26 protein-coding genes are annotated in these 26,988 nt (G+C 72.3%); 17 read left to right on the plus strand and 9 right to left on the minus strand.

What is annotated here, in order from left to right; translation table 11 throughout:
• Positions 1 to 3 precede the first annotated feature (3 nt).
• Positions 4 to 1,056 (minus strand): extracellular solute-binding protein, encoded by a 1,053-nt coding sequence (locus BM339_RS14810; protein ID WP_081842335.1) that lies wholly within the window; start codon positions 1,054 to 1,056, stop codon positions 4 to 6.
• A gap of 101 nt (positions 1,057 to 1,157) precedes the next feature.
• On the minus strand, positions 1,158 to 1,946 hold the full coding sequence (locus tag BM339_RS14815; RefSeq protein WP_021594257.1) for an IclR family transcriptional regulator: 789 nt from the start codon (positions 1,944 to 1,946) through the stop codon (positions 1,158 to 1,160).
• Between the two features lie 283 nt (positions 1,947 to 2,229).
• Between BM339_RS14815 and BM339_RS14820 the strand changes: the two genes are divergently transcribed.
• From BM339_RS14820 to BM339_RS14890, 15 genes are all read left to right on the plus strand, one after another.
• Complete coding sequence (locus BM339_RS14820) at positions 2,230 to 2,985, plus strand: HpcH/HpaI aldolase family protein (protein ID WP_075021184.1); 756 nt, start codon at positions 2,230 to 2,232, stop codon at positions 2,983 to 2,985.
• A 31-nt stretch (positions 2,986 to 3,016) separates the two neighbouring features.
• Positions 3,017 to 3,943, plus strand: a complete 927-nt coding sequence (locus tag BM339_RS14825) for a DUF4402 domain-containing protein (RefSeq protein WP_021594259.1) — start codon at positions 3,017 to 3,019, stop codon at positions 3,941 to 3,943.
• Positions 3,933 to 5,492 (plus strand): flavin-containing monooxygenase, encoded by a 1,560-nt coding sequence (locus BM339_RS14830; protein ID WP_075021185.1) that lies wholly within the window; start codon positions 3,933 to 3,935, stop codon positions 5,490 to 5,492. Before BM339_RS14825 ends, BM339_RS14830 begins: the two co-directional genes overlap by 11 nt.
• The gene (locus BM339_RS14835; RefSeq protein ID WP_075021186.1) at positions 5,485 to 7,179 is read left to right on the plus strand and encodes a thiamine pyrophosphate-binding protein; all 1,695 of its coding nucleotides are present in this window, start codon (positions 5,485 to 5,487) and stop codon (positions 7,177 to 7,179) included. Before BM339_RS14830 ends, BM339_RS14835 begins: the two co-directional genes overlap by 8 nt.
• Positions 7,180 to 7,206: 27 nt before the next feature.
• Positions 7,207 to 8,175: a DUF6282 family protein gene (locus tag BM339_RS49830; RefSeq protein WP_021594262.1), complete on the plus strand. Its 969-nt coding sequence runs from the start codon at positions 7,207 to 7,209 to the stop codon at positions 8,173 to 8,175.
• Positions 8,172 to 8,753, plus strand: coding sequence for a carboxymuconolactone decarboxylase family protein (locus BM339_RS14845; protein WP_075021187.1), 582 nt, complete (start codon positions 8,172 to 8,174; stop codon positions 8,751 to 8,753). The genes BM339_RS49830 and BM339_RS14845 overlap by 4 nt, the downstream gene beginning before the upstream one ends.
• Entirely contained in the window at positions 8,750 to 9,619 is an 870-nt protein-coding gene (locus BM339_RS14850; protein WP_075021188.1) for an N-acyl homoserine lactonase family protein, read from the plus strand. The genes BM339_RS14845 and BM339_RS14850 overlap by 4 nt, the downstream gene beginning before the upstream one ends.
• Before the next feature lie 351 nt (positions 9,620 to 9,970).
• Complete coding sequence (locus BM339_RS14855) at positions 9,971 to 10,588, plus strand: hypothetical protein (protein ID WP_250359704.1); 618 nt, start codon at positions 9,971 to 9,973, stop codon at positions 10,586 to 10,588.
• A 16-nt stretch (positions 10,589 to 10,604) separates the two neighbouring features.
• The gene (locus BM339_RS14860; protein WP_021594266.1) at positions 10,605 to 11,393 is read left to right on the plus strand and encodes a glycosyltransferase family 2 protein; all 789 of its coding nucleotides are present in this window, start codon (positions 10,605 to 10,607) and stop codon (positions 11,391 to 11,393) included.
• Positions 11,390 to 12,625, plus strand: a complete 1,236-nt coding sequence (locus BM339_RS14865) for a 2-phospho-L-lactate transferase CofD family protein (protein ID WP_021594267.1) — start codon at positions 11,390 to 11,392, stop codon at positions 12,623 to 12,625. Before BM339_RS14860 ends, BM339_RS14865 begins: the two co-directional genes overlap by 4 nt.
• Positions 12,622 to 13,251: an HAD family hydrolase gene (locus tag BM339_RS14870; RefSeq protein WP_021594268.1), complete on the plus strand. Its 630-nt coding sequence runs from the start codon at positions 12,622 to 12,624 to the stop codon at positions 13,249 to 13,251. Before BM339_RS14865 ends, BM339_RS14870 begins: the two co-directional genes overlap by 4 nt.
• Positions 13,248 to 14,003 (plus strand): NTP transferase domain-containing protein, encoded by a 756-nt coding sequence (locus tag BM339_RS14875; RefSeq protein WP_244938787.1) that lies wholly within the window; start codon positions 13,248 to 13,250, stop codon positions 14,001 to 14,003. The genes BM339_RS14870 and BM339_RS14875 overlap by 4 nt, the downstream gene beginning before the upstream one ends.
• Positions 14,000 to 15,283 (plus strand): lipopolysaccharide biosynthesis protein, encoded by a 1,284-nt coding sequence (locus BM339_RS14880; protein ID WP_024934503.1) that lies wholly within the window; start codon positions 14,000 to 14,002, stop codon positions 15,281 to 15,283. Before BM339_RS14875 ends, BM339_RS14880 begins: the two co-directional genes overlap by 4 nt.
• Complete coding sequence (locus BM339_RS14885) at positions 15,280 to 16,527, plus strand: glycosyltransferase family 4 protein (RefSeq protein WP_021600079.1); 1,248 nt, start codon at positions 15,280 to 15,282, stop codon at positions 16,525 to 16,527. Before BM339_RS14880 ends, BM339_RS14885 begins: the two co-directional genes overlap by 4 nt.
• Positions 16,524 to 17,519 (plus strand): glycosyltransferase family 2 protein, encoded by a 996-nt coding sequence (locus BM339_RS14890; RefSeq protein WP_052357306.1) that lies wholly within the window; start codon positions 16,524 to 16,526, stop codon positions 17,517 to 17,519. Before BM339_RS14885 ends, BM339_RS14890 begins: the two co-directional genes overlap by 4 nt.
• 6 nt (positions 17,520 to 17,525) lie before the next feature.
• Here the strand turns inward: BM339_RS14890 and BM339_RS14895 are convergent, their stop codons facing one another.
• From BM339_RS14895 to BM339_RS14925, 7 genes are all read right to left on the minus strand, one after another.
• A complete protein-coding gene (locus tag BM339_RS14895) occupies positions 17,526 to 17,975 on the minus strand; it encodes a nucleotidyl cyclase domain-containing protein (RefSeq protein ID WP_143118420.1) in 450 nt (149 codons plus the stop codon).
• A gap of 477 nt (positions 17,976 to 18,452) precedes the next feature.
• Positions 18,453 to 19,319 carry a hypothetical protein gene (locus BM339_RS14900; RefSeq protein ID WP_143118421.1) on the minus strand — a complete coding sequence of 289 codons (867 nt, stop codon included), beginning with the start codon at positions 19,317 to 19,319 and terminating at the stop codon, positions 18,453 to 18,455.
• Between the two features lie 169 nt (positions 19,320 to 19,488).
• Positions 19,489 to 20,538, minus strand: a complete 1,050-nt coding sequence (locus BM339_RS49835; RefSeq protein WP_177287697.1) for a DUF5753 domain-containing protein — start codon at positions 20,536 to 20,538, stop codon at positions 19,489 to 19,491.
• 150 nt (positions 20,539 to 20,688) lie between these two features.
• Positions 20,689 to 21,510 carry an SAM-dependent methyltransferase gene (locus tag BM339_RS14910; RefSeq protein ID WP_024934506.1) on the minus strand — a complete coding sequence of 274 codons (822 nt, stop codon included), beginning with the start codon at positions 21,508 to 21,510 and terminating at the stop codon, positions 20,689 to 20,691.
• 103 nt (positions 21,511 to 21,613) lie between these two features.
• On the minus strand, positions 21,614 to 23,146 hold the full coding sequence (locus BM339_RS14915) for a tripartite tricarboxylate transporter permease (protein ID WP_075021191.1): 1,533 nt from the start codon (positions 23,144 to 23,146) through the stop codon (positions 21,614 to 21,616).
• A 19-nt stretch (positions 23,147 to 23,165) separates the two neighbouring features.
• The gene (locus BM339_RS14920) at positions 23,166 to 23,663 is read right to left on the minus strand and encodes a tripartite tricarboxylate transporter TctB family protein (protein WP_075021192.1); all 498 of its coding nucleotides are present in this window, start codon (positions 23,661 to 23,663) and stop codon (positions 23,166 to 23,168) included.
• 17 nt (positions 23,664 to 23,680) lie between these two features.
• Entirely contained in the window at positions 23,681 to 24,658 is a 978-nt protein-coding gene (locus tag BM339_RS14925) for a tripartite tricarboxylate transporter substrate binding protein (RefSeq protein ID WP_081842338.1), read from the minus strand.
• A 359-nt stretch (positions 24,659 to 25,017) separates the two neighbouring features.
• Between BM339_RS14925 and BM339_RS14930 the strand changes: the two genes are divergently transcribed.
• Together BM339_RS14930 and BM339_RS14935 are read left to right on the plus strand one after the other, a co-directional pair.
• A complete protein-coding gene (locus tag BM339_RS14930) occupies positions 25,018 to 25,845 on the plus strand; it encodes an enoyl-CoA hydratase-related protein (protein WP_024934508.1) in 828 nt (275 codons plus the stop codon).
• 7 nt (positions 25,846 to 25,852) lie between these two features.
• On the plus strand, positions 25,853 to 26,983 hold the full coding sequence (locus tag BM339_RS14935) for a CaiB/BaiF CoA transferase family protein (protein ID WP_021594386.1): 1,131 nt from the start codon (positions 25,853 to 25,855) through the stop codon (positions 26,981 to 26,983).
• Positions 26,984 to 26,988 lie beyond the last annotated feature (5 nt).

Raw genomic sequence — 26,988 nt, forward strand, 5'->3', positions numbered from 1 at the left:
CGGCTAGCTGACCTTCCACTTGGTCCAGCGCTTCGACACGGCGTCGGTGTTCTTGATCCACCACGGCTTGTCCTGCTCGACGAGCCGGCCGCGGTCGGACTGGAAGGCGTTGAACGACTTCTGCAGCGGCGAGTACTGGATGCTCTCGACCGGGACGTCCGTGCGCGCCGGGGCCGTGCCGGTGAGCTTGGCGTAGGCGCGGGCCTGCTCGGGTGCGACGACGAACGCGAGCATCTCCTGCGCGAGCGTCTTGCGCGGGCTGCCCTTCGGGATGAGCAGCGCGCCGATGTCGGTGGTGTTGAAGTCCCACACCGGCTTGAGGTTGGCGCCCGCCTGCGCGGCCGTCACGCCGCGCGCCGTCACCGTCAGGGTCATGGACGCCTGCTTGTCGACGAGCTGCTGCTGGATGGCGCCGTAGGTGGGCGCGAACACCAGGTTCTTCTTGATCGTGTCGAGCTTCTTGAACGCCCGGTCCACGTCCAGCGGGTACAGCTTGTCCGGCGCGACGCCGTCGGCGACCAGCGCCGCCTCCAGCAGCCCGTTCTTGGGGTAGTCGAAGACGATGCGCTTGCCCGGGAAGCGCTTGACGTCGAAGAAGTCCTCGATCTTCGACGGCTTCGCGCCGGGGAACATGTCGGCGTTGTAGCTGAAGATGTTCGCGTACCGGAACGTCGGAATGAAGCAGTCGTGCGTGGTGCCCTGCGGGAACTGGCTGCGGTCCAGGGTCGGGCTGTCGAGCTTCTCGAACAGCTCGCCGCAGTAGGCGCCCCCGAAGATCCAGCTCGTGTTCACCAGGTCCCAGATGGTGCGCCCGGACTTGACCATCGCCCTGACCTGCGCGATGTCGGCCGGGCTGGCGTTGGTGAACGTCGTGCCGGTCTTGGCGGTGAACGGCTTCTGCAGGGCGTTCTTCTCGTCCTCCTGGAACTTGCCGCCGGTGCTGGCCCAGGTGAGCGTCTTGTCGTCGGAGCCGCCGCCGCTGGAGCCGCTGACCCCGCAGGCCGCGAGCAGCAGGGAACCGGCCATCGCCAGGACGAGCGTTCGGGGTTGTCTCATTGCCTTACCTCTTTTTTTCTCGAGGGAACCGTCCACACGAACGGTGCGAACCGACGCGACACACCCCCCGGCGCGGTTCGTCTGACGACGACGGTGTCCGGTCAGGGCTGGTCTTCGCCGTCGCCCTCCAGCGAGCTACTCAGGCTGTTCTTGATGATGTCGGCGCCGCGCAGCAGGGCCCGCGCGACGGGGCTGTCGATCTCATCGGGCACGAACTGGGCGATGCCCACGACGCCGAGCGTGGCGACGACCAGGTTGTTGGCGTCGAACACGGGCACGGCGAGGGCCCGGATGCCGTCGTCCGGCCAGTACCGGACGGCGACGCGGGTCTCGCGCACCACCGCCAGGTCGGCCTCCGAGATCGCGGGAGCGGACGGTTCGCCGCGGAAGCGATGGAAAGTGTGGTCACGGAACGCGTAGAACACCAGGAACTGCGCCGTGCCCTGACGCAGCACCGACCCGACCTTTATCGAGACGTGCGCCGTACGGCTGCTGTCCTCGTGCACATGCATCACAACGGGTGCCTGCCCGTTCCAGATGCTCAGCACCACCGTCTGCTGAACCTCGACGCTGACGGCCTCCATCACCGGGCGGGCGACCTCGATCACCCCGAGCCGGGACAGCGCCACCGTGCCGAGCTCGGCCAGCAGCTCGCCGCACTCGTAGCGGTTGCGGTCGCGGCGGTGCAGCAGGCCGTGGTTCTCCATCGACGCGAGGTAGCGGTGCGCCGTCGACTTCCCCACGCCCAGCTCGGCGGCGGCCGTCACCAGGTCGATGGTCTCGTGGGTGGTCAGCAGGCGGAGCAGCTGAGCGGTCCGCGCCACGACCTGGATGTCCCCGCTGGTGATGTCCAGGCGATCCTTGGACGATGTCCCGGGCATGTCCGCCATGCCGTCTCCCCACCTTCCGTCCGGGCCGCCCGGTTGTCCCACTATCCGGGTTAGCTGTCCATCTATCCGGTACAACCCCGGACTGTAGGTCACCTCTTCGGGGCCGTGTCAAGGTTTCCGCCGCATTTCAGGGCGGGAAAGTTCCGGAAAATTCGATCTCTTGACGTGCCGCGACACGTCTGCCTACAGTCGCCCGGAATCCCGAAGAACAGGATGTTCATCCCGCTCTTCGGAACTTGTCCCCGGCCGGCACCCCCGCCGGGACGGCCCGAAGGAGACCGCGATGCGGATGATCGAACGGCTGCGGACCGGGGACGGCGGGCCCCTCCTCGGCACCTGGGTCAAGATCCCCGCCCTGGAGACCGTGGAGCTGCTGGCCCGAGCCGGGTTCGACTTCGTGGTCATCGACCTGGAGCACAGCCCACTGACCCTGGAGAGCGCCTACCGCATGGTCGTCGTCTCGCAGGGCCTCGGCCTGCACGCCCTCGTCCGGGTGCCGGAACGGGGCGCGGGCCACGTGCAGCCGATCCTCGACACGGGCGTGGACGGCGTCCTCGTCCCGCACGTCATGGACGGGGCCGACGCCGACCGCGTCGCGCGGAGCATGCTGTTCCCGCCGCGCGGCAGCCGCGGCCTCGGCACCACGTCCCGGGCCGGCATGTGGGGACTCGACCCGACGCCCGAGTACCTGCGCCGCGGCGACGAGGACACGCTGCGCATCCCCCAACTGGAGGACCTCTCCGCGGTGGAGGACGCCGAGGCCGTCCTCGACGTCCCCGGGGTCAACGCCGCCTTCCTCGGCATGGGCGACCTGACCGTCTCCACCGGCCTCAAGGCCGACGACCCCGGCCTGACCGCGCTGACCGACCGGCTGCTCGCCGCCGCCAAGGACCGCGAGACGCCCGTCGGGACCGCCGTCCGCACCGCCCAGCAGGCGAAGGCGGCCGCCGACCGCGGCTTCGCCTTCGTCATGGTCGGCAACGACGCCCAGATCTTCGGCACCGCCGCCACCGACCTGTGCGCCGCCGCCCGAGGCTAGCCCGCACCACCACACCGACCAGGGAGATCCCATGCCCTACGACCCCGGCGACGCCCGAGCCGCCCTCCGCAGCACCGGCCCCGGCAAGGCCGCCGAGCAGGCCGCCGCGGCCGACTACCTCCGCTTCTACGAACTGCCCCCGGACGAGCAGGACGGCGCAGCCGCCTGGTACGGCCGCAGCCAGCACCTGGTGATCGGCTACCTGGACGTGAGCGAGGAGACCGTCGTCGAGCACGAGGGCGGGCCGGACGAGTTCGGCCTGCTGCTCCCCGACCCCGCCACCGGCGCCGTGATCACCATCGACGGCACGGAGACGGAGGTGGCCGGCGAGACCCTGAGCTTCATCCCGCCCGGCCCCGCCACCGTCCGGCTGCGCGGACCGGGACAGGTCGTCACCATCACCACCACCCGGTCCCCCAAGGCGGCGGCACGGGCCTCCAACGCCCGCGCCTACGACGAGCCGCACCCCAACGTCGCACCGCTGGAGCCCTGGCCGGAGCCGGCCGGCGGGTACCGGCTGCGCACCTACAGCCTGGACGTCCCCGGCCTGGAGAACCCGCCGTTCCGGATCTTCCGGTGCTCGTCGTTCATGGTCAACTACACCCGCCCGCGCACCGGCCCGCGCGACACCGCCAAGATGTCGCCGCACTCGCACGACGACTTCGAGCAGCTCTCGCTCATCATCGACGGCGAGTACGTCCACCATCTGCGCTGGCCCTGGACCACCGACCTCGACGAGTGGCGGCCGGACGAGCACGAGCACTGCGGCAGCCCGTCCCTGACGGTGATCCCGCCGCCGACCGTGCACACCAGCCAGGCCATCGGCGCCGGCTCCAACCACCTCATCGACATCTTCGCGCCGCCCCGGCTGGACTTCTCCCAGCAGGACGGGTGGGTGCTGAACGCCGCCGACTACCCCATGCCGTCCCAGGCCGCAGAGCTGACCGATGCCCCGTAGCACCCCCGCACCGCCCAGCGTCGCGATCATCGGCGGCGGGTTCGGCGGGATCGCGGCCGCCGTCAAGCTCCGCCGGGCCGGGTTCGACGACTTCACCATCTTCGAGCAGAGCGCCGGCCCCGGCGGAACCTGGTGGGACAACCGCTATCCCGGGTGCGAGGTCGACATCCCCTCGCACGCCTACTCGTTCTCCTTCATGGACTACGACTGGCCCCGCACCCACGCCACCCAGCCCGAGCTCCAGCGCTACGCCGAGGTCGTCGTGGACCGGTTCGGGCTGCGCCCGCACTTCCGGTTCGGCACCCGCGTGGAGGAGCTGACCTGGGACGAGTCGGCGTCCGGCTACCGCGTCCGGACCGACGACGGCGCCGAGCGGACCTTCCGGTTCGTCATCAACTGCGCGGGCCTGCTGAACGTCCCCCGGTACCCGGACTGGCCGGGCCTGGAGGACTTCGGCGGCATCGCCTTCCACACGGCCCGGTGGGAGGACCACGACCTGACCGGGAAGCGCGTCGCCGTCGTCGGCACCGGCTCGACGGCCGTGCAGATCATCCCGGCGATCGCCCCCGAGACCGGCCGGCTCTACGTCTTCCAGCGCGAGCCCGGCTGGATCGAGCCCAAGGGCGAACGGGCCTTCACCGCCCGGGAGCGCGCGATCTTCCTGCGCAGCCGCGTCGCCCGCCGCGCCTACCGGATGTGGCTGTTCTGGAAGTCGATGGAACGGTTCAAGGCGTACGACGCGAGCAGCAAGCAGCAGGGGCGGATGCAGCGCCTGTGCCGGCACTTCATCGACACCGCCATCGACGATCCCACGGTGCGCGAGGCCGTCACGCCGGACCACCCCTGGGGATGCAAGCGCCCGGTCCTGGCTTCGACGTTCTACCCGACGCTGAACCGCGCCAACGTCGAACTCGTCCCCGAGCCGGTGACGTCCGTGACCGGCAAAGGCATCGTGGACGCCACCGGCGTGGAGCGCGAGGTGGACGTGCTCATCATGAGCACCGGATTCCAGCCGACCCGCTTCCTGGCCCGCACCACCGTCACCGGTGCGGGCGGTCAAAAGCTCCAGGACTACTGGGGGGAACGCCCGCGCGCGTTCCTCGGCGTCACCGTGCCGAACTTCCCGAACTTCTTCATCCTGTACGGGCCGAACACCAATGGCGGGTTCTCCATCATCGCCCAGCTGGAGCGCCAGGCCGAGATCGCCGTCGCGGCGATCCGCCGCGTCCACCGCCTGGGCCTGCGGACGGTCGACACCAGGGAGGCCGCGCTCGACCGGTACGTCCGGTGGATCGACCGGCAGCTCGACCGGCACGCGTCCGCCATGCGCGCGGACTGCCACAACTACTACCACGCGTCATCCGGCGCGAACGTCACCCAGTGGCCGCGTACGCACTTCGTCTACTACTTGATGTGCCGGACGCTCCCCTACCTGGGGCTCCGCTACTCAGGGAAGCGCCCGGCCACCCGGCGGCCGAACCCGTCGCCGACGGCGTACTCGACGAAGTCCACGGTCAACGGCGGCGAGGGGCGGTCCCACGATGGCTGACTCCGGTGCGGTGAGGCGGTCGGGCGCGTCGGCGGTGGCCGACATGCTCGCCGGCTACGGCGTGACGCACCTGTTCTCCGTCCCCGCCATCCTGCGGCGGACGCTCGCCGAGCTGGAACGCCGCCACCCCGACGTGGCGCGGGTCGTCACGCACGGCGAGAAGTCCGCCGCGTACATGGCGGACGGGTACGCGCGGGTGTCGGGCCGGGTGGGCGTGTGCGCGGCCCAGGTGGTGGGCGCGCTCAACCTCGCGGCCGGGCTGCGCGAACCGTTCCTGGCGCACTCGCCGGTGCTCGCGCTGACGGGGGGACGGCTCCCGGCGACCAAGTTCCGGCAGGTGTACCAGGAGATCGACGACCTGCCCGCCTTCGAGCCCGTGACCAAGTGGAACGCCACCATCGACGACGTGGCCCGGTTCCCCGACATGATCCGGCACGCGTTCCGGGTCGCGACCACCGGATGCCCAGGACCGGTGCACCTCCAGGTGCAGGGGAACGAGGGCCAGCTCGACACCGAGGAGGCCGAGCTCGATCCGCTGGTGGAGCGGCGGTTCGCCCAGGTGCCGCCGTTCCGCCCCGAACCCGACGACGCGGACGTCGAGGCGGCGCTGAGCGAGCTGACCGCCGCCGAGCGGCCCGTGATCGTCGCCGGCGGCGGCGTGCGGGCCTCCCGGGCGGGCCGTGAACTCGTGCAGGTGGCGGAGATGCTGCGGATCCCGGTCGTCACCTCCGCGAACGGCAAGGACACCATTCCGGGCGGGCATCCCCTGGCGGCCGGGATGGTGGGCACCTACTCGCGGGAGAGCGCCAACGCCGTGGTCGGCCGGGCCGACCTGGTCTGCTTCCTCGGGACGAGGACCGGCGGCATGACGACCCACTTCTGGGCCGTGCCGCCGATCGGCACGCCGGCCGTCCAGGTCGACATCGACCCGGAGTTCCTCGGCCGCAACTACCCGCTGCGGGCCGCGGTGCTGGGCGACGTCCGGCAGGTGCTGCGCAGGATGATCGCTCTCGCCGGCACCCGGCCGCGGCACGAGCGGGACGGCTGGATCGAGGAGGTCGCCCGGATCAAGAACGCCTGGCGGGAGAAGTACCGGACCGTGCTGACCAGCGGGGACGTCCCCATCCGGCCGGAGCGGATCTGCGGCGACCTCACCGCCTCCCTGCCCGCCGACGCGGTGGTGCTGGCCGACACCGGGCACGCGGGCATGTGGATGGGGCAGTTCTTCGACGTGACCGCGGCGGGGCAGGACTACCTGCGCAGCGCCGGCCACCTGGGCTGGGCCTTCCCCGCCGGAATCGGCGCCAAGGCCGCCGCCCCGGACCGGCCCGTCGTCGTCTTCACCGGCGACGCGGGCCTGTACTACCACCTCGGCGAGATCGAGACGGCCGCCCGCTGGAAGATCAACTCCATCACCGTGGTCAACAACAACCGGAGCGGCAACCAGAGCAGGCGCGGCTTCGACCGGGCGTACGGCGGCGAGGCCACCGAGCGGTCGCAGGAGCTGTGGACCTACCGGGACGTGCGGTTCGCCCGGATCGCCGAGGAGATGAGCGCCCTCGGACTCACCGTCGACGAGCCCGCCGGCCTCGTGCCCGCCTTCGAGCGGGCCGTCGAGGCGGACCGTCCCGTGGTCATCGACGTGCGCACCGACGCCGGCGTGATCGCGCCGCTCCCGATCACCTGACGACATCTTCCCCACGTGGAGGTCCCCATGGCCGACGAGATGGCCGACGATCAGCCTCCGGCGCCGCCCCTGGACGTCGCCGCGCTCCCCGACGGGTTCGACCGGCTCCTGCGCGACGCCGTCGACGTGCACGTCCACGGCCGGCCCGACCTGTCCGCCGCGTTCCACTACCGCGGCGACGACCTGGCGGTCGCCCGGCTCGCGCACGCGTACGGCATCGCCGGCTGGGTGCTGAAGTCGCACCTGTGGATCACGACCGACCGCGCCGGGATGCTGCGGCGGCAGGTCGCCGATCTCGGCTTCGAGGTGCACGGCAGCATCACGCTCAACCCGCCGATGGGCGGGGTCTGCGCGACGGTCGTGGAACTGGCCGCCGCGCACGGCGCCCGGGTCGTCTTCCTCCCGACCTGGGGCTCGGACGCCGACACCGGCCGGAACGGCTACATCTCCAAGCTGCTCGGCCGGGTCTCCCCGTCCTTCGACGAGTACGGCCGCCGCAACGCCGTCTCGCTGCTCGCCTCCGGCGGCACCCTGACCGGGCAGGCGCGCGAGGCCGTCGACGCGTGCCGGGACCTCGGCCTGTCGCTGGCGACCGGGCACGTGTCGCTGGAGGAGAGCGAGGCGGTGGCGCGCTACTGCGCCGACATCGGGCAGCGGTTGATGATCACGCATCCGATGCACTACACGGCGGACGCGGGCCGGCTGCGCGAGCTCGCCGCCCTCGGCGCCTACATCGAGTTCTGCAACGGCCCGCTCCTGCACCCCGACTCCCGGCACACGATCCGCGACGTGCACGACATGCTCTCGGCGATCGGCCCCGAGAGGAGCGTGCTCAGCACCGACGCCTTCTCCCGGTGGGCGCCTTCCGAGCCCGAATGCCTGCGGATCTTCGTGGAGCAGCTGGCGTATCTCGGCTGGCGGCCGGACGAGCTGCGGCGCATGACCGTCGACAACCCGCGGGCCTTCCTCGGCGCGCCCGGCCCCGTCCGCGCATGAGCGCGCGTTTCACGGGCCAGAGCCCGGAGGAGATGAGCCCGGAGCAGCGCACCCTGTACGACTTCTTCGCCTCGGGCCGCCGCGCGGACTCGTCCGCCCCGTTCTCGCTGGTGGACGGCGCGGGACGGCTCCAGGGACCGCCGGCGGTGTGGGTCCTGCACCCGCCGCTCGGCAACGCGCTCGAAAAGCTCGGTGCGGCGATCCGGTACCACCTGACGCTCCCGGCGCGCGCCCGGGAGATGGTCATCCTCATGGTCGGCCATCACCACCGGGCCCCCTTCGAGCTGTTCGCGCACACGAAGGCGGGGATCGCCGCGGGGCTGTCGCCCGCCGACCTGGACGCGCTCGCCGCCGGCCGGCCGCCGGAGCTGACGACCACCGAGGAGCGCCGCGCGTACGAGGTCGCCCGGCAGCTCCTTGACACGGGCAAGCTCGACGAGGGCACCTACGCCGACGCGGTGGCCGGGCTTACCGTGGAGCGGCTGTTCGAGGTGGTGACGCTCGTCGGCTACTACACGATGGTCGCCGTCCAGCTCGGCGCCTTCGAGCTGCTGCCGCCCGAGGAGACCGGCCGATGAGCGACCACTCCATCTGGGTCCTGGAGTACGGGTTCGTGGACCGGTTCCCGGCCAGCAACCTGTTCGCCGCGCAGCCGAACGAGGGCCACCGGCGGATGCCGTACTGCTTCGCCCTCGTGCGCTCTGCCGACCGGTGCGCGCTGGTCGACACCGGGTTCGCCGACGAGGCCACCTACCGGCGGCTGACCGCCAAGTACGGCCGGACCGGATGGGCCGCGCCGGTGGACGTGCTCGACCGGATCGGCGTCGCCGCCGCGCAGGTCGACACCGTGATCCTCACGCACAACCACTTCGACCACGCGGGCTGCGCGGGCGCCTTCCCGAACGCCCACGTCTACATCCAGCAACGCGAGATCACCCAGTACGAGGCGGCGCTGCGGAGGCCGCCCCGGTTCGAGTACCTGACCCGCTCGTGCCAGGCGGACCTGCCCGCCCTCCTGGCCGAGCGGGAACGCGACGGCCTCGGGACCCGCGTCGACGGCGAGCACGAGATCGCGCCCGGTCTCGCCGTGCGCCCCGCCTTCGACACCCACACGGCGGGCTCGCAGGTGGTCGCGGTCTCCAACGCGGCGGACGGCGAATGGATCTTCGCCGGCGACAACGTCTACTCCTACGAGAACCTGGAGGGCCTGCGCGGCGACGGGATCCTCGCGCCCATCGCCATGACGACGGGCAGCGCCACCGGCTGGCTGGACTTCGCCGACACCATGCTCTCCGCCGTCGGCGGCGAGACCCGCAGGATCATCCCGTTCCACGAGAACCGGATCTGGGAGCGGTTCCCCTCGCACGCGTTCGACGACGGGCTGCACCTGGCCGAGATCAGCCTGGCGGGAGGCCACGGCAGCCTGGTCGAGGCGCTCACGTGAACCGCGGGTCCCGCTGACCCGGCAACTCCTCCGCAGGCCCGCTCGCGCAAGGGATGTTTCGGCGTTTTTCGGGTGACGTCTTGACATGAATGGACGTTCTCAAATCTACTGGGAGCGCTCCCACACATTTCTCGGTGGTGTGCGACGGGAGTGTGTGGGAGCGCTCCCACGATGGTTGAAAGTGGGACTAGAAGATGGGTGCCGGTCGTCGCTCGGCGCCTCGGGGAAGGGTGTCGGACAATGAGCGTCAGAAGCGGGGACCCGGGCTCCCGGACGCGATCCGGAGAGGGCGAACCGGATCCCGTGACCGGTGGCGCACAGCCCGCGGCGCCTGTCCGCTGGGGCGTTCACGTGTGGTGGATCGCCCTTCTGACGGGGACGGCCGGGGCACTGGCCGTACTGCTGTTCATGCCGCACGGGCGCGAGATCGGGGCCGCCTGGGAACTGCCCGCCAAACTGCTGGTCTTCGCCTGCCTGGCCTGCGGAATCGCGTTGTTCCCGTGGCCGTCGAGGGTCCCGCATTGGGTGCTGTACATCCCGTTCGTCTTCTTCGCCGGCTACCTCTTTCCGAGGATCAGCGGCTTCTATTTTCTGGACGGCGAGCGCGCCGATGCCGACAGTTTCTACACCCACCTTTACCTGCTGCTCTATCCGGGCCTCGTGCTGACCACCGCCGCCGCGTACCGGCTCGGAGGCGGGACGCCCGGCCGGTGCCTGAAGGTCGTGTTCACGGGCATCGTCGTCATCTTCTCCGGCTTCCTCGACCTGATGTGGTACGTCGTCAACCCGGTGGACCTCCCGTCCGAGATCGACGCACCGCACATCACCCTGATCACCGGCGGGCCGATCTCGTTCGGCGCGACGGTCGTCTTCGCGCTCGCCCACCTTCCGTTCGTCGTCGCGTTCAACCTGCTGCCGCTGGATCGCCGGCTCGGGCGCCTGCTCGGCCCCGAGCGGACCCGTACCTGAGCGGGAAGGGGACAAAATGCCAACGTCCGGGGGCGCGTCCGGCGCCATCGGGATCTCCGTGGCGGCGCCCGCCTACAACGAGGCGGCGACCATCGCCGACGTGGTCACCGAATGGCAGGCCTACCTGCGGCGCAACGCGCTGGTCGGCGAGTGGGAGATCGTCGTCTGCGACGACGGGAGCACCGACGCGACCGCCGACATCCTCGAAGAGCTCAGGGTGGGCTGCCCCGAGCTGGTCATCGTGCGGTTCGACCGCAACCGCGGGGCGGGCGCGGCGATCCGCGCCGCGATCGGGCACACGCGGCTGGAGTGGGTCCTGCTGCTGGACTCCGACGGCCAGTTCCCGATCGCCGGCCTCGACCGGTTCCTCGGGCCCGTCCTCGCCGGCGAGGGCACGGCCTTCTCCGGTGCCCGCGTCCGGAAGGCCGACGGCGCCGCGTACCGGTGGGGCTCGGCGGCGAGCGGCGCGGTCAGCAACCTGCTGCACCGCACCCGCTACCGCGACTTCAACTCGATCTTCAAGCTGGTGCACGGGCCGCTGCTGCGCGCGCTGCCGCTGGAGGCGGGCGGGATGAACTGCTCGACCGAGATCACCGCACGGGTCGCCGAACTCGGCCGTACGTGGGTGGAGATCCCGATCGAGCACCGGCCGCGCGCCGGCGGGGGACGCGGCTGGCGGTACTGGCGCGGGGCCCGGGACCGCGCGCTGCTCGTCGGCTACCTCGGCTACCGCCACTGGCTGCAGCGGCGGGGCGTGCTGCGCGCCCCGTCCGCGAACGAGTGGATCCGCCGGGAGATCCGGTGAGCGCCCGGGTCGCGATGTTCAGCGGCGGGCGGGGCGGCGCCGCGATCGCGCGGGAGCTGCTGCGCACGCCGGGCATCCGGCTGGCGCTGCTGATCAACGGGTACGACAACGGGATGTCCACCGGCGCGCTGCGCCGCTACCTGCCCGGGATGCTCGGGCCGTCGGACTTCCGCAAGAACCTCCTGCTGCATCTGGACGCCCGCGATCCGGGGCAGGCGGCGCTGGCCGCGGTCCTGGAGCACCGCCTCCCGGACGGGACGACGCCGCGCGACCTGGCCGAGTTCGTCGGCGCGCTCGCGGTCGACCTCGTCGAGGGATGCCACGCGCTGCCGCGCGGCCCGCGGCTGGCGATCGCCCGGGACCTGGCCGCCTTCCTGGACCGGCTCGGCACCGGCGCCGGGGGCTTCGACCTCGCGGACTGCGCGCTCGGCAACCTGGTGTTCGCCGGCGCCTACCTGCGGCTGGGAGAGGACTTCAACGCCGCGGTCCGCGCGTGCGCCGCGACGTTCGGGTCCCCGGTGCGGCTGCTGAACGTGACCGGCGGCGAGAACGCCCACCTGGCGGCGCTCAAGGAGGACGGGCGGCTGCTGGCGGACGAGGCGGAGATCGTCGCGCCGCAGGACCCGGCGCCGATCACCGACCTGTTCCTGCTCCGCGACCCGGTCCGCGACCGGGACGCGCTGGAGGCGATGCCCGCCGGGCGGGTGCGGCGGATCCTGGCCGGCCGCCGCGCCGAGGTGTCGCCGAACCCGGCGGCGCTGGCGGCGATCCGGGACGCCCGCCTGATCGTGTACGGGCCGGGCACCCCGCATTCGTCGCTGTACCCGAGCTACCTCGCGCCGGGGGTGGCGCAGGCGGTCGCGGCGAGCCGCGCGGCGGCGAAGGTGCTGGTCGTCAACATCCGGGAGGACCACGACGTCCAGGGCCTGACCGCGTCGGACCACGTCGCCCGCGCCCTGGTCCATCTCGGCGACCCGTTCAACGAGCGCCGGACCGTCACCCACGTGCTGTGCCACGAGGGCGCGGGCGACCGGGCGGTGCAGGTGAAGGCGGTGCAGATGAAGGCGGTGCCGGTGGACGTCCCGGAGGGCACCTGGGGCCGGGCCCGGTGGATCTCCGCGGACCTGGCGGAGCCCGCGCGTCCGGGCACGCACAGCGGGCCGCGCACCGTGCGCGTCCTCACCGCCCTGGCGGGGCTGCCCGCCGCCGCCCCGCTGGAGGAGGCCGGATGATCTGGCTCTGCGATCTCGACGGCACGCTCGTGGACTCCACCCCGGTCCACGATGCCGCCTTCCGCGCCGCGCTCGCGGAGACCGCGCCCGAGCTGCTCGGTTCCTTCCGGTACGAGCGACACGCGGGCGCGAGCACCGACGAGGTCGCGGCGGTCCTGGGCCTCGGCACGGACGGCGCGCGGCGGCTGATCGGCGCCAAGCGGCGGCACTACCGCGCGTACGTCGACGCGGGGCGAGTGAAGGTCTTCCCTGGTGCGCGGAGGTTCCTCGCGGCCCTCGCCGCCGGCGGGCAGCCCGCGTACCTGGTGACGAGCGGCAGCCGCGGTTCGGTCGAGCGGGTGCTGGCGGCCTGCTCGCTGGGCGGGTGGTTCCGCGGCGTTCTCACCGGCGACGACGTCCCGGTCAGCAAGCCCGACCCGGCGTTCTACCGGCGCGCCTGCGAACGGTGGGGCATCGCGCCGGACGAGGCGGTGGCCGTGGAGGACTCGGTCCACGGGGTGGCGTCCGCCGTCGGGGCCGGGCTGACGACGTTCCAGGTGCACGCGGCCGAGCCCGCCCCGGGCGCGGTCCACCTGGGCGGGCTGGACGACCTCGCCGGGCTCGCCGAGACGGGGGCCCGGCCGTGAACCGCTCCGTCTGCGCGGTGATCCCGGCGGCCGGGCGCGGCACGCGGCTCGGCCTGGACGTCCCGAAGATCATGGCGGAGATCGCCGACGGCGTCACCGTGTGGCACCTGCTGCACCGTGCGCTGCGGGCGTCCGTCGACCATGTGCACGTGGTGATCGCGCCCGCGGCGGAGACGCGGTTCCACCGCCTCGCCGCCGAGGAGATCGCCGGTGGCGCCGTGTCCGTGAGCGTGCAGCGCGAGCCGACCGGCATGGGCGACGCCGTCTTCGGGGCGTCCGGGCACTGGGAGTCCCATGGCGGGATCCTGGTGGTCTGGGGCGACCAGGTGAACCTGTCCGGGCGGACGGTGCGCCGCGTCGTGGACGCCCACCTGCGCGCGCCGGGGCTGACGATCCCGCTGGTGCCGATGCCCGACCCGTACGTCGAGTACGAGCTGTCCGGCGGCCGGCTGCTGCGGGTGCGGCAGTCCCGCGAGGGCGACGCGTGCCGGCCCGGCGGGCTCGGCGACGTCGGCGTGTTCTGCCTGGCGACGGGCGGGCTCGCGGCCGCCTGGCGGGACTACCTCGCCGCCGCGCCCCGCGGCGCGATGACCGGCGAGGTCAACTTCCTGCCGTTCCTGACCTACCTGTCGCTGATCCGCGGCCGGGACGTCACGGCGGTGCAGGTGGACGATCCGGACGAGGCCCGCGGCATCAACACCGCGGCCGACCTGGAGTTCGCCAGGCGGCGGCACGCGGAGCGCGCCGGGTGAGGCCCGACCGCGCGCGGTCGCCGCTCGGCGGGCACGGGTGGGCGGCCGGGCCGACGCTGCTGAGCAGCCTGGCCAGCGCCACGGCCGCCGGCACCACGCTCGTCATCGCCCGGGGCGCGGGCCCGCGGGAGTTCGGGCACTTCACCCTGGTGCTGACGATCGCGCTGATCGTCGCCGTGGGCATGCTGATGAGCCTGCACTACGTGCTGCTCCAGGAGCTGCCGCGCGCCCGGCCGGCGGAGCGCCCGGCCCTGGCGGCGACGGCGTTCCTGTCCACCCTCGCGCTGGGCGGTGGCCTCACCGCCGCCGGGGCGCTGCTCTCCCCGCTCCTGGCCGTCCCGCTGGGCGTCGACGCCCGGACGCTGTGCTTCTCGTTCGCGCTCGCGCTGTCGCTGGCGTTGAACCAGCTCACCGAGGGTCTGCTGCGCGGCCTGGCACGGTACCGGTTCGTGGCGTCCCTCAAGCTCGCGGTCGCGGCCGCCTACCTGGCCGGCTCGGCGTTCTGCCTGCTGGTCCTCGGCGTACACGACGCGGAGGTCTACCTCTTCGCGCTCATCGCCACGAACGCGGCGTTCGTCCTGGTCGCGCTGCCCGGCCTGGGGATCGTCCCGCGCTCGTGGACGCGGGCGGCGGCACGCTCGCAGTACCGGCTCGGCGCCTACATGACCGTGATCGCCGTGCTGACCGGCGTCCTGTTCGGCATCGACGTGATCTTCCTGAACCGCTGGGCGGGCACGGGGGACGTCGGCGTGTACTCGGTCTACAACGGCTTCCCGAAACGGCTGCTCGGCGTGCTGTTCACCGACGGGGTCGGCCTGGTGCTGCTGCCGGCGCTCGCGGTGGCGGACAAGCCGGCCGCGCTGCGGCGCATCGCGCGGATCACCCCGCTGGTCGCGGCGGGCACGGCGGCCGTGGCGTTCGCGGCGAGCACCGTCTTCTTCGTCCTGCTGGGCGGCGGCTACCCCTACTCGCTCGGGCTCATGGCGCTGTCGGCGGCGGGCATCGGAGCGCACACGGTCTTCAACCTGTACGCCGTGGCCCTGTCGATGGACGGGGTGCGGGGCGCGCGGCTCCTCGCCGGCTGCCTCGCCGCGGGCACGCCCGTCGCCGTGGCGTGCCTGGCCACGTGCGTCGCCCGGTGGGGGCTGACCGGGGCGCTGGCCGGCTTCGCGCTCGGCAACGTCATCCTCGTGGCCATCGTGGGGACCGCCGCGGCCAGAACGTACCGGCGGGCGGAGACCGGGACAACGGAGACGGACGCGGTGGAGGCGCAGCGGTGAGGATCGCCTACGTCGTCAACCAGTACCCGCCGAACGTCACCACCGGGCTCGGCAGGTACGCGGAGATGATCACGCCGTACCTGGCCCGCGAGCACCGGCTGGCCGTGTGCACGCTGAACGACGGCCGCCTCCCGGTGCGCGGCACGAGCGGGACGATCGCCGTGTACCGGCCGCGCGGCGGCGTCCTCGGCGCGATCGGCCGCCGCCGGCGCCTCAACCGGACCCGCAGGGCCGAGTTCCTGCTGCTCGCCCTGAACGTCGTGGTGAGCAACTGGCGGTACTTCTCGCGGCTGCGGCGCCTCGGCCGGGACGAGCGGCCCGACCTGGTCTCCGTCCACGACACGACGAACTTCCTGTGCGGCCTGCTGTGCCACTACGCGCTGCGGCTGCCGGTCGTCCTGCACGTCCACACCACCGAGTACGGCGTCGCCCCGCAGCGCACGATCACCGACCCGCTGCACGTGTTCGCGGCGGTCGAGCGGTGGCTGGCGCGCGTCGCGCGGCGCGTCGTCGTCCCCACCCCGGAGGTGCGGGACCAGCTGACCGCCGCCGGCTGGGACCGGACGCCGATCGACGTCGTCCCCCTGGGCGGCACGTTCGAGCGGGTCCTGGCGGACCCCGCGTTCGACCGGGACGGACTCCGCCTCGGCGCCGCCGCCCTCCGCTCGCGCCTCGGGATCGCGCCGGACGACCCGGTGCTCCTGTTCGTCGGGCGCCTCGAACGGCAGAAGGGGATCTACGAGCTGCTCGAAGCGATGCGAAGCATCCGCAAGGACGTCCCCAGGGTCCGCCTGGTCGTCGTCGGCGACGGGGACACGGCGGGCGTCGCGCGCATCGTCGCCGAGACCGGGCTGGACGAACACGTCCGCACCTCCGGCGGGTTCGTCGGCGGGCGCGCGCTGCTGGAGTACTACGAGATGGCCGACGCCTGCGTGTTCCCCTCCCTCTTCGAGCCGTTCGGCCTGGTCGCGACCGAGGCGATGGCGATGGCCCGACCGGCGGTCCTCGGCGCCGGGTTCTCCCGCGTGTTCCTCGGCGACGCGGACGCCCCCGCGGCGCGCTTCGTCCGCGGCACCGGCCCGGAGGCCATCGCCGAGGCCGTGACCGGGGTGCTGACCGACCCGGCCGTCCGGGCGGACCTCGCCCGGCACGGGGAACGGCTCGTCCGGGACCGGCTGAGCTGGGCCAGGACCGCCGAACAGACCCTCTCCGTCTATCGCGCGGCGCTGGAGGCCCGGCCATGACGACCGTCTCCCTGATCGTCCCCTGCTACAACGCGGCGAAGACGCTGCGCCCGTGCCTGGAGGCCGTCCTGGCCCAGACGCGGCGCCCGGACGAGATCGTCGTGGTCGACGACGCCAGTGGTGACGGCTCCGCGGCGATCGCCGCCGCGCAGGGCTGCCGCGTCGTGCGGCTGCCCGAGAACCGCGGGGTGTCGGCCGCGCGGAACGCCGGTGTCGCCGCCACCACGGGAGACGTCGTCTTCTTCCTCGACTCCGATGTAGCGCTGCGCCCGGACGCGGTGGAGAACGCTCTGCGCGTCCTGGACGACGACCCGGAATGCGGATGCGTCCAGGGCGTCTACGAGCCCGAGCCGCTCATCGACGACGGGCCCGCGGAGTGGTACCGCGTCCTGCACGCCGCGTACTGGCGCCGCCGGCACCTCGGCGACGTCACCGGTGTCGTGTTCGCGCTCGCCGCCATCCGCCGCGACGTGCTGCGCGCCGTGGGCCCGTTCGACGAGACGCTGCGCGACTGCGAGGACGTCGAGTACGGCGGCCGGCTCGCGGGCACGTGCCGCGTCGTCCTCACCGACGCCGTCCGCGGGCACCACGACGACGCGAGCCGGCTCCTGCCGATCCTCGCCGAGCAGTGGCGCCGGGCCGTCCCGCTCGTCCCGCTCGCGCTCGCCGCGTCCAGGCGGGGCGGCGGGCAGCCGGAGCACGCCAACCGCCCGGCAGGCATCCTCGCCTGCGCCCTCGCGATGGCGACCCTCCCGGCCGGCCTGCTGCACCCGGCGCTGCTCGCGCTGCCGCTCGCCCTGCTGGCCTGCTTCGCCGCCGCCGATCCGGGGCTGCTGCGCTTCGTCCACCGGCGCCGGGGCGCCGCGTTCACCGCCTACTTCATGACGGTGCACCTCGCGGTCCACATGGTGCTGGTCTCGGGCCTGGCCGCCGGCTCCCTCCGCCTGCTGCCCGGCCTGCGCCGGGCCCAGCGCACCGCGGCGCTCCGCTAGCGGGTCTCAGGGGGTCCACATCCAGGCCGTGGTGTGGGTCTCCTTCACATCGACCTGGACCTTCCCGATCTTTCTGTCGTCGAGCAGGTGGAACCCCTGGATCGCCTCGTACAGTTCGGCGGAGATGATGACGGCGAACTCCGCGCCCTGATCTCTCATCGCGATCTTGAATTCCGGCGCGTCGAGAAGCCGGGCGGCCCGGTTGAGGGCGTCGCCGGAGTAGCCCGTGTGGTCCCTGACGAGAAAGCCGGCGTCCACGGCCATGCGGAGCCGGACCTGCAGATCGGGCGCGACGGTCTGGTTGTGCCGGCGCACGGCGCCGCCGAGCCGCCACGGAAGGTCGTGGACCAGCACCTCGATGCCGCACTTGGTGACGAGCGCGAGACCGTCGCCCCGGTCGCTGTGCAGGCCGGGCCGCCAACGGATGTCGAGGTCGCGCGCGGTGTGCTCGACCATGTTCTGGACCGTTGCCCGCCGGTGCGCTTGGGCCGCCTCGTCAGTGCCGGTGAATCGGGAGATGTCCAGGAAAAAGCAGTTCCGGTGGCGGGGCTGCCACTGATGGAACGACGGGTTGTGCGGGGGCATGGGTCACCTCGATCTCTTGGGAATGGCCCGGCGGAACACCGCCGACCCAGGCGTCCGGCATTCACATGGAGCCGCCACGGTCGACCGTCAGTGCACCCAGGGGCGCCGTGCGGCGGGAGGCGACCACGGGCCGGAAGCAGTTGAGGGGGCCTCAGCGGCACTAAGTCGCACATGCGCCACGATGACACATCAAGGTGCCCATATCAGCTTATCGGCCGATATTCATTGCGAAATAGAAAGCAACAATTCGGCGCGGCGAGGAAACGATCTGAAATGCACGCGGCGAATGAACGTGCATCGGTCGGTCACGACCGTTTCGGGGATGCCTTTGCCGTGCGGCAGGGGGAATCAGTCGCGAAGTCGCGGCGCCTGGGCTTGCAGGCCGGGGCTGTCGGCGCGGCCGGCGCAGTACGCGAAGACGCGGGCGGCGTCGTGGTCGTCGTGGGCGGTGGCGGCGTGGGCCAGCACGCGGGCGTGCGCGGCGGCCTTGCCGGCGTCGACGTCGAGATCCGGGGTGAGCAGGTCGGAGGCGGGGGACGGCCCCCGGGCGGCGGCCGCGGCGGCGACGGCGAACACCCCCGCGCGCCCGCGGTAGGGGTCCCCGGCGGTGCCGAGGGCGACGGCGATCTCGTAGAAGGCGCCCGGATCCGCGTCGGAGGCGCGCAGTGCCAGCGTCCGGGCGTAGTGGCCGAGGGCGACGAGTTGATGGACCTCGACCGCCGTCACGTCGATGGAGGCGACCTCGATGTGCGCCGCGGACGTTCGGACGGCGGACCCCGGCGGCACGGGCACGGGCAGGGTCAGCGGCCGGTCGGCGCCGTGCTCCGAATCCCGGATGTACCGGCCCTGGCTCCGCTGGTGGCGGTCGAGCATCCTGGCCTGGTTCAGCAGCGCCTGCCATCCGGGGAGGGTGGCGCACCCCGGATCGTCGTCGCGCACGTGCCCGCGGTAGGCGAGGTGCTGGAGCGCCAGGACGAGCACGCTGAGCTGGGGGCCGGTCGGCAGTGTCAGATGATCGCCGCGCAGCTTCTTGTAGATGTTGATCGGGGACAGCCCCGCGGGGATCCCGCCCCGGTAGTCGGGGTAGAGCCCCGGGACCCGCACCACGACCCCGGCGATCTCGTCCTTCGTGTCGTTCCCACTGTGCTCGTGGAGGCTGGACAGCACGTTGTTGAACATCTGGTGCGCGGGGGTCCGCCGCGGCGTCGTTGCCATGGGCGCTGCGCTTTCTGCGAGAACGGACGGGTGGCAGGGCAGGGCGGGGTGCGGTGCCGCGCGGGTGTCCGGTATGCGCGTGTCAGTCAGGGCCGGTCAGCGGTCCGGGGACGGCGGCAGCCTGCCAGACGCGGGCGCCCGGCTCTGTGTCATCCGTCACATTCAGCCGTCACCGGAGCGATCCGGCGACGCGGGCGCGGTCGTCGCCGGCCAGGTCGTCGCCGGCCCGGTCGTCGCCGGTCCGGTCGTCGCGGGAGGGGCGCGGCTCCTCGCCCGCCAGGTGCCCGACCGCCCGGCGCAGCAGGTCGGGCGTCTCGTCCGGCCGGGCCGCCTGGATCGCCAGCTTGTTCAGCCAGTGCCTGGCCCGGCCGGCGTCGTGCGGGTACATGGAGGTGTCGAGTTCCTGAAGGTAGGCCACCCGGGAGATGTCGCGGTCCTCCAGCACGCGCACCAGCGTGAGCGGGCGCGGCAGCAGGGCGGCGCCCGTGTCCAGCGGCATGATCTGGATGCTGACGTGCGGGAGCTCGCACAGGTCGAGCAGGTGGTCGAGCTGGCGGTACATCACGGTGGTGGGGGCGGCCCAGCGGAGCAGCGCCGCCTCGTCGATGATCATCCACAGCTGGGGCGGGTCGTCGGCGCGCAGGATCCGCTGGCGGTGCATCTGCAGTTCCAGCCGCCGGTCCAGCTCGTCGTCATCGGCCGCGGGATGCCTCCGGGCGATGAGGGCGCGGGCGTAGTCGGGGTGCTGCAGAAGCTCGGGTATCGCCTCGACGGCGTAGGAGCGGATCAGCTGCGCGGCCTGCTCGGCGCCGAGGTAGGGCAGGAACCCGGGGCGGATGAGACTGCGGTAGGGCTCCCACCAACCCTCCTGGCGCGAGTGCAGGGCCAGTTGCAGCAGCACCGACCGGGTGTCGTGGTCGGTCACCCCGAACAGCGTGGCCAGGGTCATCACGTGGTGGGGGGACGATGCCGTGACGCCCCGTTCCATCGCCTGGAGCAGAGCCGGAGATCCGATCGCCGCGGCGGCGGTGCGCATCGGCACCTGCCGGCGCTCACGCAACTCGCGCAGCCGGGCGGCCAGCAGCAGCCGCGGCTGGGTCAGCGCGTCCGGCTCGCACTGCGGGACCCACACCTCGCCCACGGTGCACCGGCAGCCGGCATCACCGGAAGGGCCGCCGGTGCCACCGAGCCTGCCGTCCACGGCACTCGAACCGTTCACGCAGTTCACGCACCCGTCGGGCTTCTTGGCGCTCCTACCGGCGTCTGCCTCGTTTCCGGTCGGCAGGCTCCTCACCTCCTACGCGGCTGTCCCAGTCTGCCCAACGTCCCGGTGCGCCGTCACCGGTGCCGGCCACCAGATGGCGGCCGGTCACTGTCTGAGGCCCACCCCACCGAACTGGTCGACCTCCGCGGGCAGCATGTCGGTGGTCTCCGGCCGCCACCGGTTGCACGACACCACACCCGGCTCCAGCAGGTCGAGGCCGATCTCGGTGAACAGCGTCTCCATCTGCCGCCTGGACCGGCACACCCCCTTGGGGGCGGCGTCCCGGTTCCACATCTCCACCGCGTCCCGGGCCTGCTGCCCGGTGACCTCGTCGGTCTGGTGGCTGATCGCCAGATGGCTGCCCGGCGCGGTCCGCTCCATCAGGCGCCCGAGGATCCGCACGGCGTCGTCGTCCTCGACGATGTGCCAGACCACCCCGAGCATGGTGACGGCCACCGGACGGCCGAAGTCCAGCGTCCGGGCGGCCAGGTCGAGGATGCCGTCGGGGTCGTGCATGTCCGCGTCCAGATAGGCGGTGACGCCCTCGGGGGTGCTGGTCAGCAGCGCGCGGGCGTGCGCCAGGACGAGCGGGTCGTTGTCGACGTAGACGACGCGGGCGTCCGGGCGCAGCCGCTGCGCGACCTCGTGGGTGTTGTTGGACGTCGGCAGGCCCGTCCCGATGTCCAGGAACTGGTCGATGCCCGCCTCGCCGGCGAAGAACTCCACCACGCGTCTCAGGAACAGCCGGTCGGCGCGCGCCTGGTCCACGATGTCCGGCAGGACCCGCTCGATCTCGTCGGCCATCGCCTTGTCGGCGGGGTAGAACTCGTCGCCTCCCAGCCAGTAATCCCACACCCGGGCCGAATTGGGCACCTCGGGATCGACGCCGGGGATCGACGGCAACTCCGGACCGTACTGTTCATCCATAACGGCTCCAATTTATTTGGACATAATAGTCCGATCAAGGATAAAGAGCGCACATGCGATGAACGGTGGCCTCAATGGGTCATCGTCGCGGGCGACGGCCGGGCTAGCCGGTGCGTGCCGATTCAGAACTGGCCGAAGGGGCGGACGAGGCCCTTCGCGCGCGGACCGCCTGCCGCACCGACAATGCCACGGCCAAGACCACGAGGCCGAGTATCACCATCGTGACGGGCCGTCCGAGCACGTATCCCGAATTGCCGTCGGAGTAGGCCAGGGTCTGGCGCAGCGAGGTCTCCAGCGTGGGCTGGAGGACGACGGCGAGCACGAAGGGGGCCATGCTGAACCCGGCCCGGCGGAGCACGAATCCGAGGAGCCCCGCGACCAGCATCACCATGACGTCGAACATCGAATTGTTCTCGGCGTACACCCCGACGACGCACAGGCCGATCACTACCGGCATCAGCACCTGCGGCGGGACGGACAGCAGGCGCGTGAAAAGGCCCACCAGCGGAAGGTTCAGGACCAGGAGCGCCAGATTGGCGATGTACATCGCGGCGATGACCGTCCAGAACAGGTCGGGCTGGTCGTTGATGAACGTCGGCCCCGGGACGATGCCGTTCAGCAGCAGGGCGGCGAGCACGAGCGCCATCGTCGGGGCGAACGGGATGCCGAGCGCCAGCAGGGGGATGAACGCGGCGCCCGCCGCCGCGTTGTTGGCCGCCTCCGGACCGGCCACCCCCTCGACGGCGCCCTTCCCGAACTTCTCGGGGTGCCGGGAGATCTTCCGTTCGGCCACGTAGGAGGCGAACGTCGACAGCACCGCGGCCGGGCCCGGCACCAGCCCGAGCAGGAAGCCGATCACCGAGCCGCGCACCGCCGCCGGCGCCGCCCCGCGCGACTCCCGCCCGGAGGGCAGGAGCTCCCTGAGCTTCGGGGCCCGGACGGCCTCCGGACGCCACCGGCGGCCGGTCGTGCTCAGCGCCTCCGCCACGCCGAAGACCCCCATGACCAGGGCGATGAAGCTGAACCCCTCGGCCAGGCTGCCCGTTCCCAGCGTGAACCGCAGATCCCCGGCGGCCGGGTCGATGCCGACCGTGCCCACCGCCAGCCCGGCGCAGATCATGGCGACGGCCTTGGCGGTGGAGCCGTCGGAGAGCGCCGCCAGCAGCAGCAGTCCCGCGACGCACAGCGCCATGTACTCGGGAGGACCGAGCTCGACCGCCACCCCGCTCAGCCACGGGGCGAACACCATGAGCCCGACGATCGCGACGGTCCCCGCCACGAACGAGGAGACCGCCGCGATGGTCAGCGCGGGTCCGGCCCTGCCCCGCCTCGTCATCGCGTGCCCGTCGAGCGCCGTCACCACCGACGACGACTCGCCGGGCAGGTTGAGCAGGATCGAGGTCGTCGACCCTCCGTAGGTGGAGCCGAAGTAGATCCCGGCGAACAGGATGAGCGACCCCGTCGGGCCCAGCTGCGTCGTCATGCCGAGCAGGACCGACATCGCGCCGATGGGCCCGATGCCCGGGAGTACCCCGACGACCGTGCCGAGCACCACGCCCACCAGCGCGAGGAGGACGTAGGTCGGATCGGCGAAGGAGGCGAAGCCGGTGCCGAGGTTACCGATCACGTCCGCCATGCGACACTTCTTCCTTTCTTCAGACCAGGCCGAGCGTGCCGGCCGGGAGGGGGACGTACAGCAGCCGCACGAAGACCAGCCAGGTGGCCGCGCCGAAGGCGACGCCGAGGATGGCGGCGCCGGTCCACCGGGACAGGCCCATGATCTTGGCGGCCAGCGCGACGGAGACCGACAGCGTCACGGTCATGCCCACCGTGGCGCCCACGGCCGGCACCAGCAGGGCGGCGGCCAGGACGCCGCCGACCCGTGCCCAGCGCACGGCGTCGTCCTTACCGCCCTCGTCCCCGTCCTCCGGGGTCGCGTCGTCCTCGGCGGGCTCGGTGCCTGACGTCCCGCGCCGGCTCTGCACGAGGACGGTACCGCTGGCGGCGACCAGCACCACCGCGACGACCAGGGGGAAGAAGCCCGCCCCGGTGTCGGCCATCGTGCCGATCCCCTCCCCGACGGCCAGCACGCCGTACAGCACGCCCAGCGCCAGGAGCGATCCGGCCACGATCACGTCGGACGCGGCTCTCATGGGGAAGCGCCTCACCGTCATCCCAGCGGGAGCAGGCTCTTCGCCGCGGTGGACTTCTGCGACAGCCGCGCCTTGGCCGCCTTCCCGTCCGCCCCGCTGACGACGAGGCCCAGGTTCCGCGCGGTCTGCGTGAACTTCGGGCTCTTGATGGCCGCGGTGAACGCGTCGGACAGCTTCTTCTGCGCCTCGGCCGGCAGCCCCTTCGGCGCGACGACGACGTTGTACGCCTCCCACTGCAGCTGGATCTTCTGCTCGGTGAAGGTGGGGATGTCGGGGGCGAGGTCGACGCGCTCGGCGGTGGCGATCCCGATCGCGCGGAGCTTCTTGGACGTCAGCTGCGCCTTCGCCCCGGCCAGCTGCATGACGCCCACGTCGACGTTGCCGCCCAGCAGGGCCGTGGTCGTCGCCTGGTCGCCGTCGAACTTGACGTGCTTGAACTGCGTGCCCGTCAGCTGCTCGAACTTCTTGGCCGGAACCGCGTAGTTGAGCGGTCCTTCGGCGATCGTGACGGCGCCGGGGCGGGCCTTGGCGGCGGCGACCAGGTCGCCCAGGGTCTTGTAGGGCGAGTCGCCCGGCACCGCGAACAGCACCGGCGAGGTGGTGGCCTCGCTCAGCACCGTGGCCGCCTCGGGATCGTAGGAGACCTTTTCGGTATGGGGAATCAACGTCATCGGCCCGTCCGGAACGAGGCCGATCGTGTAGCCGGCCTTGTTGGCCTTGAGCACCGCGGTCGTCCCGACCAGGCCGGCGCCCCCGGCCCTGTTCACCACCTGGAGGCGCTTGCCGAGTTTGCGCTGCTCGTTGACGGTGTCGGCCAGGGCGCGGGCCGTGGTGTCGATCGCGCTGCCGGCCGGATAGGGCACGATGAGCTGGACGTCGCGCGTCGGGTAGGCCTGCTGGGCGGTCGCACCGCCGCAGGCGGCCGTGGCGAGCGCGCAGGCGAGGACCGACACCCAGGCGACGCTGCGGGGTTTCCTGACCGGACGAGCATTCATGGGGCACCTCTTGTCTGACGGACCGATGCCCGATGGGGCGGTGACCAGAGCGACGACATCGCCGTCGCCACGTGCCCGCCACCTGGCCCAATGTCCATGACCTCGGTCCACTTCCGCGAAGGCCCCACCGTGTCACCGCCCGATGAAGTACGTCAAAGACGTGAACTCAACCCGACTCATTGCGTGACGCAATGATTCACCCATAGCGCCGCGCAATGTGTTGCTCTTCGTTTTGCTCTTTGACGCACTAGGACGGCGTTGCTCAGGATGGGGCGCGGTGTCGGAACAGCGAACGAGGGATGGTGCACCCGGATGGATCTTCGATACCCAGCGGCGCGTGACCTGCCGGGCCTCCCCGGATGAGCGGAACGGCGACCGGTTCGGGGACCGTGCTGTTCGAGCTCGCCGGCGGCGTCGGCACCGTGACCCTCAACCGGCCCGAGCGCCGCAACGCGATCTCCTGGCAGCTCGTCGAGGACCTGCTCGCCGCCGTCGAGCGGGCCCGCTCGGAACGCGGCCTGCGCGTCCTCGTCCTCACCGGCGCGGGAGCCGACTTCTGCGTCGGCGCCGATCTGGCCCGCGCCGCCTCGGACAACGCTCATGACCAGGACACGCGCACCCTGCGCGGACGTTCGGTCGCCGACGACCTCGACCGCCTGGGCCGGGCCTCGACCATCGTGGAGACGCTCGTGTCCTTCCCGGTGCCGACGATCGCGGCCATCAACGGCGCCTGCGCTGGCGCGGGGCTGGCCCTCGCCCTGGCCGCCGACTTCCGGCTGGCGGCGCAGGGCGCGGCGTTCAACACCGCGTTCGTCAGCGCCGGAGTGTCGGGCGACCTGGGCAGCGCCTGGCTGCTCGCCCGCGCCGTGGGCGACGCCCGCGCGCGGGCGCTGCTCCTCGATCCCGCCAAGTTCACGGCCGCCGAGGCGTCGGAGTGGGGCCTGGTGACCGAGACCACGGCCGACCTGCCGGCCAGGCTCGGCGAACTGGCGGGTAAGCTCGCCGCCCAGCCGCCGAAGGCGATGCGCTACGCGAAGGAGAACCTGGCGGACGCCCGGCTGGCGACGCTGCCCGACTACCTCCAGCGCGAGATGCCCCGCATGGTGGACTGCGCCCGCAGCGACGACGCGAGGCAGGCGGCCCGGGCCTTCCTGGAGAAGCGCAAGCCGGTGTTCACCGGAGAGTAGGAACGGCATGACCACACCACTCGCGGGAATCCGAGTCGTCGAGTTCGGTCACTACATCGCGGCGCCCGCGGCGACGCAGCTGCTCTGCGATCTCGGCGCCGAGGTCATCAAGATCGAGCCACCGGACGGGGACCAGGCGCGCGGCATCGGCGCCTACGGCGAGGGCATCGTCCTCGCCTTCAACCGCGGGAAGCGCTCGGTGGTCCTCGACCTCAAGCAGGAGGGCGACAGGGACACGGCCCTGCGCCTGATCGCCGGGGCGGACGTCGTCGTGCAGAACCTCCGGGCCGGAGCGCTGGCCCGGCTCGGCCTCGGGCCGGACGACCTGCGGGCAGACCACCCCCGGCTCGTCTTCGTCTCGGTCAGCGGCTTCAGCTCCGCGGGTCCCTCGGCGCACCGGCCCGGCCTCGACATCGCCGCGCAGGCCGAGAGCGGGCTGATGTCGATCAACGGGGAGCAGGACGGCGATCCGCTCCGGGTCGGCTTCCCGATCGCCGACGTCGCCGCGAGCTACGCGGTCGTCCAGGCCGTCCTCGCCGCGCTGCTGCGCCGGGAGCGCACCGGCGAGGGCGGCGTGGCCGAGGTCTCCCTGCTGAACGCCGCGATCCATCTCCAGTCCGCGATGTGGGGCGAATGGCACGCCTCCGGCCAGGAGCCGCGGCGCAAGGGGAACGGGCAGGCGACCGTGGCGCCCGCGGCCGACCTCGTCCACACCTCGGACGGGACCATCGTCGTCTCGGCGTACACCCCCGAGCACTTCGCGCGGCTGTGCCGCTTCATCGACAAGCCCTGGATGCTCGACGACCCCCGGTTCGCCGACAACCCGTCCCGGGTGGCGAACCGGACGGCGCTCCTCGCGGAGATCTCGCAGGCCCTCGGCGCCCTGTCGACCGAGAAGTGCCTCGCGCTGCTGGCCGACCACGGCATCGTCGCGGCGGAGGTCCGCACCTACCGCGACGTGGCCGCGGCGGCGGACGTGCACGCCGGCGGCATCCTCAGCACGGGTATCGGCCCGGACGGCGACCGCTACACCATCCCGTCGCTGCCCTTCACCCTCGACGGCGTGGCGCCCGAGGCGGACCGGGCGGTGCCCCGGACCGGAGCCGACTCCGAGGCGCCCGCCTGGCGCGAGCCTTGACCCGT

This window comes from Actinomadura madurae, from assembly GCF_900115095.1.
GTDB lineage: Bacteria > Actinomycetota > Actinomycetes > Streptosporangiales > Streptosporangiaceae > Spirillospora > Spirillospora madurae.

Coding starts and splice junctions, on each gene's coding strand:
- BM339_RS14810 (WP_081842335.1), bottom strand. CDS start 1,056: ATGAGACAACCCCGAACGCTCGTCCTGGCGATGGCCGGTTCCCTGCTG.
- BM339_RS14815 (WP_021594257.1), bottom strand. CDS start 1,946: ATGGCGGACATGCCCGGGACATCGTCCAAGGATCGCCTGGACATCACC.
- BM339_RS14820 (WP_075021184.1), top strand. CDS start 2,230: ATGCGGATGATCGAACGGCTGCGGACCGGGGACGGCGGGCCCCTCCTC.
- BM339_RS14825 (WP_021594259.1), top strand. CDS start 3,017: ATGCCCTACGACCCCGGCGACGCCCGAGCCGCCCTCCGCAGCACCGGC.
- BM339_RS14830 (WP_075021185.1), top strand. CDS start 3,933: ATGCCCCGTAGCACCCCCGCACCGCCCAGCGTCGCGATCATCGGCGGC.
- BM339_RS14835 (WP_075021186.1), top strand. CDS start 5,485: ATGGCTGACTCCGGTGCGGTGAGGCGGTCGGGCGCGTCGGCGGTGGCC.
- BM339_RS49830 (WP_021594262.1), top strand. CDS start 7,207: ATGGCCGACGAGATGGCCGACGATCAGCCTCCGGCGCCGCCCCTGGAC.
- BM339_RS14845 (WP_075021187.1), top strand. CDS start 8,172: ATGAGCGCGCGTTTCACGGGCCAGAGCCCGGAGGAGATGAGCCCGGAG.
- BM339_RS14850 (WP_075021188.1), top strand. CDS start 8,750: ATGAGCGACCACTCCATCTGGGTCCTGGAGTACGGGTTCGTGGACCGG.
- BM339_RS14860 (WP_021594266.1), top strand. CDS start 10,605: ATGCCAACGTCCGGGGGCGCGTCCGGCGCCATCGGGATCTCCGTGGCG.
- BM339_RS14870 (WP_021594268.1), top strand. CDS start 12,622: ATGATCTGGCTCTGCGATCTCGACGGCACGCTCGTGGACTCCACCCCG.
- BM339_RS14890 (WP_052357306.1), top strand. CDS start 16,524: ATGACGACCGTCTCCCTGATCGTCCCCTGCTACAACGCGGCGAAGACG.
- BM339_RS14895 (WP_143118420.1), bottom strand. CDS start 17,975: ATGGTCGAGCACACCGCGCGCGACCTCGACATCCGTTGGCGGCCCGGC.
- BM339_RS14900 (WP_143118421.1), bottom strand. CDS start 19,319: ATGGCAACGACGCCGCGGCGGACCCCCGCGCACCAGATGTTCAACAAC.
- BM339_RS14910 (WP_024934506.1), bottom strand. CDS start 21,510: ATGGATGAACAGTACGGTCCGGAGTTGCCGTCGATCCCCGGCGTCGAT.
- BM339_RS14915 (WP_075021191.1), bottom strand. CDS start 23,146: ATGGCGGACGTGATCGGTAACCTCGGCACCGGCTTCGCCTCCTTCGCC.
- BM339_RS14920 (WP_075021192.1), bottom strand. CDS start 23,663: ATGAGAGCCGCGTCCGACGTGATCGTGGCCGGATCGCTCCTGGCGCTG.
- BM339_RS14925 (WP_081842338.1), bottom strand. CDS start 24,658: ATGAATGCTCGTCCGGTCAGGAAACCCCGCAGCGTCGCCTGGGTGTCG.
- BM339_RS14930 (WP_024934508.1), top strand. CDS start 25,018: ATGAGCGGAACGGCGACCGGTTCGGGGACCGTGCTGTTCGAGCTCGCC.
- BM339_RS14935 (WP_021594386.1), top strand. CDS start 25,853: ATGACCACACCACTCGCGGGAATCCGAGTCGTCGAGTTCGGTCACTAC.